This window comes from Streptomyces sp. NPDC090994, from assembly GCF_044768905.1.
GTDB lineage: Bacteria > Actinomycetota > Actinomycetes > Streptomycetales > Streptomycetaceae > Streptomyces.
The window spans coordinates 480,892-486,891 of the sequence record NZ_JBIVWS010000005.1; the positions used below are offsets into that span (position 1 = coordinate 480,892).

At 74.1% G+C, this 6,000-nt stretch carries 5 protein-coding genes and 1 rRNA gene; 5 read left to right on the forward strand and 1 reads right to left on the reverse strand.

Features of this window, described 5'->3' with window-relative positions; genetic code table 11:
• Positions 1-85: 85 nt before the first annotated feature.
• The 5 genes from ACIQR3_RS14995 to ACIQR3_RS15015 are packed head-to-tail and all read left to right on the forward strand — an operon-like array spanning position 86 to position 5,801.
• Positions 86-1,456 (forward strand): glycerophosphoryl diester phosphodiesterase membrane domain-containing protein, encoded by a 1,371-nt coding sequence (locus ACIQR3_RS14995; RefSeq protein ID WP_403538415.1) that lies wholly within the window; start codon positions 86-88, stop codon positions 1,454-1,456.
• 4 nt (positions 1,457-1,460) lie between these two features.
• A complete protein-coding gene (locus tag ACIQR3_RS15000) occupies positions 1,461-2,234 on the forward strand; it encodes a DUF4129 domain-containing protein (RefSeq protein ID WP_403538417.1) in 774 nt (257 codons plus the stop codon).
• Positions 2,231-3,502 (forward strand): DUF4350 domain-containing protein, encoded by a 1,272-nt coding sequence (locus ACIQR3_RS15005; protein ID WP_403538418.1) that lies wholly within the window; start codon positions 2,231-2,233, stop codon positions 3,500-3,502. Before ACIQR3_RS15000 ends, ACIQR3_RS15005 begins: the two co-directional genes overlap by 4 nt.
• A complete protein-coding gene (locus ACIQR3_RS15010) occupies positions 3,502-4,491 on the forward strand; it encodes an AAA family ATPase (RefSeq protein WP_403538420.1) in 990 nt (329 codons plus the stop codon). Before ACIQR3_RS15005 ends, ACIQR3_RS15010 begins: the two co-directional genes overlap by 1 nt.
• Entirely contained in the window at positions 4,491-5,801 is a 1,311-nt protein-coding gene (locus ACIQR3_RS15015) for a DUF58 domain-containing protein (protein ID WP_403538421.1), read from the forward strand. Before ACIQR3_RS15010 ends, ACIQR3_RS15015 begins: the two co-directional genes overlap by 1 nt.
• 104 nt (positions 5,802-5,905) lie before the next feature.
• Here the strand turns inward: ACIQR3_RS15015 and rrf are convergent.
• A 5S ribosomal RNA gene (rrf, locus tag ACIQR3_RS15020) occupies positions 5,906-6,000 on the reverse strand; the annotation flags it as partial.

Here is a 6,000-nt window from a genome sequence, read left to right on the forward strand (position 1 = left end):
GGCCGGTCACCATCCGACCACCCCATGGCACGATGGCTGCCAACCTGCCGCCGCGACCGCGGACGGGCACCGTGAAGGAGCGACGATGAACGACACTCCGGGCTGGACCTCGCCCGGATCCGCCCCGTCCGACGGGCGGCAGCCCGGCGCGTCCGGCCCCGCCGACCGCCCCGGCCCCGGCCGGCCGGCCGACCAGCCCGGCCCGGACCCGACAGGCCCCGGCGCGAAGTGGTCCCCGGAGCAGCCGCCACCCGGCCAGTGGTCCGCGCCCACGGGCCCCACGGGCACCGGCCAGACCCCACCGCCTCCGCCGCCCCCCGGCCCCGGCTGGGGCACCCCGCCCCCGGGCCACGGCCCACAGGGCCCTCAGGGTCCCGGCGGATACGGCGGCGTCCCCGGCGGCGGCTGGGGCGGCGGATACGGCGGCCCGGGCGGTTACGGCGGCTGGGGCGCGGGCTGGGGCGGCCCCCCGCCCGCGGCCAAGCCCGGCGTCATCCCCCTGCGCCCGCTCGGCGTCGGCGAGATCCTCGACGGCGCGGTCTCCACCATGCGCGCCTACTGGCGCACGGTCCTCGGCATCTCGCTGACCGTCGCGGTCGTCACGCAGGTCATCGTCGTCCTGGTCCAGGGCCTGGTCCTGGACAGCGCGCGGACCGACGCCCTGAACGACCCCGACGCGACCCTCAGCGAACTGGGCGACGCCATGGCCGCCACCATGGTCAGCTCGGCCGTCCTCTTCGTCATCTCCCTGGTCGGCACGGTCCTGGCGACCGCCCTGCTGACGACCGTCACCAGCCGTGCCGTCCTCGGCAAGCCGGTGACCACCGGCGAAGCCTGGCGGGACGCCCGCCCCCAGGTCCTGAAGCTGTTCGGCCTGGTGCTCCTGCTGCTGGTCATCAGCGTCGGAATCCTCCTCGTCGGCGCTCTGCCCGGCATCCTCGTCGCCTTCACGGCGGGCGGCGGAGCCGCCGTCGCGATCGGCGTCATCGGCGTCATCGCCGCCGCGGTCGTCGCCGGGTGGCTCATGATCCGTTTCTCCCTGGCCTCGCCCGCGCTGATGCTGGAGAAGCAGGGCATCGTGAAGGCGATGAGCCGCTCCACCAAGCTCGTGCAGGGCTCCTGGTGGCGGATCTTCGGCATCCAGCTGCTGGCCGCGATCATCGCGAACGTCGTCGCGTCGATCGTCGTCATCCCCTTCACCTTCCTCGCCGCGGCCTTCAACGGCGACGGGTTCAGCGGCCTGGTCGACGGCAGCGGCGGCCTCGGCTGGACCTTCCTGGTGATCAGCGGGATCGGCTCGGTGATCGGCTCCATGATCACCTTCCCGATCTCCGCAGGGGTCACCGTGCTCCTCTACATCGACCAGCGCATCCGCCGCGAGGCCCTCGACCTCGAACTGGCCCGCGCCGCCGGCGTCCAGGGCTACGGCGCCCCCGGCGCGACCCCGGGGAGCTGATGCGGTGAGCAGGACGGGGGGAGTCCTCACCGAGGTACTGCCGCACACCGCCGTACGGACAGTGCTGAGCGCCGGCCACGGGCCGGCGCCGGTACTGTCGCGCTCCGACGACGCACCACCGCTGACGACGCCCCGCGACCCCGCCCGGGAGGCGGCCCGCCGCGAGCTGTCCAAGCGCATGTACCACGAGAACGACCCCAGTTGGTTCCACCGCGCCCTCAACGCCTTCTGGGACTGGATCGACGACCTGTTCAGCGCCGCCTCCACCGCGACGCCCGGGGGAACACTCGGACTGGTCGTCATCATCGCCGCCGTCGTCCTGGTCGCCGCCGCCCTCTGGTGGCGACTGGGCACCCCCCGCCGCACATCCGGCACCACCGCGGCCCTCTTCGACGACCGCCCCCGCAGCGCCGCCGAACACCGCGCCGCGGCCGAGGCGCATGCCGCCCAGGGCCACTGGAACCAGGCCGTCCAGGAACGCATGCGGGCCATCGTCCGGTCCCTGGAGGAACGCGCCCTCCTCGACCTGCGTCCCGGCCGCACCGCCGACGAGGCGGCCACGGAGGCCGGCCGCGCCCTGCCCGTCCACGGCGACGGGCTCCGCGCCGCGGCCCGGTCCTTCGACGACGTCACGTACGGCGGCCGTGCGGCGACCGAGGAGTCGTACCGGCGCATCGCCGGCCTCGACCGTGACCTGGACCGCACCCGCCCCCAGCCGGCGAGCGGCACCACCGCCCCCGGCACGGACCGCCACACCCGCCAGGGAGCCGCCGGATGACCACCGAGGCCACGCTCCCGTCCACCTCGGCCTCGCCCACCGCCCGCCACCTGTGGACCCGCACGCGCGGCATCGCGCTCGCCCTCGTCCTGCTCGTCGCGGGGGCCGTCGCGATCGCCGTCGTCCGCTCCGACGCCCGGCACGGCGAACTCGACCCGCGCTCGGCCGACCCCTACGGCAGCCGGGCCGTCGCCGAACTCCTCGCCGACCGGGGCGTGACCACCCGCGTGGTCACCACTCTGGCCGAGGCACGCGCCGCCACCGGCCCGGACACCACCCTGCTGGTCGCCGCCCCCGACCTCCTGACGGAACCCCAGCAGACCCGGCTGCGCTCGGCCGCCGCCGGCTCGGGCGGACGTACCGTCCTGCTCGCCCCCGGCAGCGCGTCCGTCGAGCGTCTCGCCCCCGGCGTCACCGCCGACCCCGCGGTCAGCCCCGACTCGACACTGTCCCCGGGCACCGGCTGCGACCTCCCCGCCGCCCGGCGCGCGGGCACCGCCGACACCGGCGGCCGCCGCTACACCACCACCCACCTCGACGCCGACGCGTGCTACCGCAGCGAGCGCCTGGCCACCCTCCTGCGCATCCCGGAACCGGCCGCCGAGCAGCCGTCCCAAGACCCTGCCGAAGAAACCCCCGGAAACGGATCCGCCTCCGCGGGCGACACGATCGTCCTCGGCGCCCCCGACATCCTCCTCAACGACCGCCTCGCCGAGCACGGCAACGCCTCGCTCGCCCTCCAACTCCTCGGTTCCCGCCCGCATCTGGTCTGGTACCTCCCCTCCCTCTCCGACGCCACCGCCGCGGACGACGGCGAACGCAGCCTCTTCGGCCTGCTCCCCTCCGGCTGGCTCTGGGGCACCCTGCAGCTCTTCATCGCCGCGGCCGTCGCCGCCCTGTGGAGGGCACGCCGGCTCGGCCCCCTCGTTCCCGAAAAACTCCCCGTGGCCGTCCGCGCCTCCGAAACCGTCGAAGGCCGCGCCCGCCTCTACCGCAAGGCCAACGCCCGCGACCGCGCGGCCGCCGCTCTTCGCTCCACCACCCGCACCCGCCTCGCCCCCCTGGTAGGCATCCCCGTACCCCAAGCACACACGCCCGAGGCCCTGCTCCCCGCCCTGTCCGCCCACCTCCACGGCGAACACGGGGAACCCGGCACCGCGCAGTCCCCGCACACCCTCCTCTTCGGCCCGCCGCCCGGCGACGACGCGGCCCTCGTCTCCCTCGCCGATCAACTCGATGAACTCGAAAGGCAGGTACGCCGTCCATGATGGACCCGACCACTGACAACGCCGGGCCGGCCGGGACCCCGGGCGACGCCCGCGCGTCCCTCGAGGCCCTGCGCGCGGAGATCGCCAAGGCCGTGGTCGGCCAGGACGCCGCCGTGACCAGCCTCGTCGTGGCGCTGCTCTGCCGCGGCCACGTCCTCCTCGAAGGCGTCCCCGGCGTCGCCAAGACCCTCCTGGTCCGCGCCCTCGCCGCCTCCCTCCGCCTGGAGACGAAGCGCGTGCAGTTCACCCCGGACCTGATGCCGAGCGACGTCACCGGCTCCCTCGTCTACGACGCCCGCACCGCCGAGTTCTCCTTCCAGCCCGGCCCGGTCTTCACCAACCTGCTCCTCGCCGACGAGATCAACCGCACCCCGCCGAAGACCCAGTCCTCCCTCCTCGAAGCGATGGAGGAACGCCAGGTCACCGTCGACGGAACCCCCCGCCCCCTCCCCGACCCGTTCCTGGTCGCGGCCACCCAGAACCCGGTCGAGTACGAGGGCACCTACCCCCTTCCCGAAGCCCAGCTGGACCGCTTCCTCCTCAAACTCACAATCCCCCTCCCCTCCCGCCAGAACGAGATCGACGTCCTCACCCGGCACGCCTCGGGCTTCAACCCACGCGACCTGCACGCCGCCGGCGTACGCCCCGTGGCGAGCGCCGCCGACCTGGAATCCGCCCGCGCCGCCGTCGCCAAGACCACCGTCTCCCCCGAGATCACGGCCTACGTCGTCGACATCTGCCGCGCCACCCGCGAGTCGCCGTCCCTCTCCCTCGGCGTCTCCCCGCGCGGCGCCACGGCCCTCCTCGCCACCGCCCGCGCCTGGGCCTGGCTGACCGGCCGCGACTACGTCACCCCGGACGACGTGAAGGCCCTGGCCCTCCCCACGCTCCGCCACCGCGTACAGCTCCGCCCCGAGGCCGAGATGGAGGGCGTGACCGCCGACTCCGTCATCAACGCGATCCTCGCCAACCTCCCCGTCCCCCGCTGATGGCACCCACCGGACGCGCCGCGCTCCTCGCGGCCCTGGGCTCCCTCCCCGTCGGCATCTGGGAACCCGGCTGGACGGGCATCCTCGCGGTCAACGGCCCGATCGCCCTGGCGTGCGCCTGCGACTACGCCCTGGCCGCCCCCGTGCGCCGTCTGCGCCTCTCCCGCTCCGGCGACACCTCCGTGCGCCTGGGCGACAGCGCCGACGTCACCCTCACGGTCACCAACCCCTCCAACAGGCCGCTCCGCGCCCGCCTCCGCGACGCCTGGCCCCCCAGCAGCTGGCAACCGGGCACGGAAACCACCGCGTCCCGCCACCGGCTGACCGTCCCGCCCGGCGAACGCCGACGCACCACCACCCGCCTCCGCCCGACCCGCCGCGGCGACCGCCAGGCGGACCGCGTGACGATCCGTTCCTACGGCCCCCTGGGCCTGTTCACCCGCCAGGCCACCCACAAGGTCCCCTGGACGGTACGAGTCCTCCCCCCGTTCACCAGCCGCAAGCACCTCCCCTCCAAACTGGCCCGCCTGCGCGAACTCGACGGCCGCACCAGCGTCCTCACCCGAGGCGAGGGCACAGAGTTCGACAGCCTGCGCGAGTACGTCCCCGGCGACGACACCCGGTCCATCGACTGGCGCGCCACAGCTCGCCACACCGCAGTCGCCGTACGCACCTGGCGCCCCGAACGCGACCGCCACGTGCTCATCGTCCTCGACACCGGCCGAACCTCCGCCGGCCGCGTGGGCAACGCTCCCCGCCTGGACTCCTCCATGGACGCGGCGCTGCTCCTTGCCGCCCTGGCCACCCGCGCCGGCGACCGCGTGGATCTCCTCGCCTACGACCGCCGCGTACGCACCCTGGTGCAGGGCCGCACCGCGGGCGACGTCCTGCCGTCCCTGGTCAACTCCATGACGACGCTGGAACCCGAGCTGGTCGAGACCGACGCCCGCGGCCTCACCGCCACGATCCTCCGCACCACGCCCCGCCGATCCCTGATCGTCCTGCTCACCACTCTGGACGCGGCCCCCATCGAGGAGGGCTTCCTCCCCGTACTCCCGCAACTCACCCAGCGTCATACGGTCCTGCTCGCCTCGGTGGCGGACCCGCACGTAGCCCGCATGGCCACCGCACGCGGCACCACGGATTCCGTCTACGAGGCCGCAGCCGCCGCCCAGTCCCAGGCCGAACGTCATCGCACCGCGGACCAACTCCGCCGCCACGGCGTCACGGTCGTCGACGCCACCCCCGAGCAACTGCCACCAGCCCTCTCCGACGCCTACCTCGCACTCAAGTCCGCAGGACGCCTCTAGCCCTAACAAAAAAGGGGCCCCAAGGGCCCCTAACTCAATCCTCCGAACAACGCAGAAAACCCCCACACCGAAAGGTGCGGGGGTCTCCCTCTTATCCAATAATCGTTCGGCGGCGTCCTACTCTCCCACAGGGTCCCCCCTGCAGTACCATCGGCGCTGTAAGGCTTAGCTTCCGGGTTCGGAATGTAACCGGGCGTTT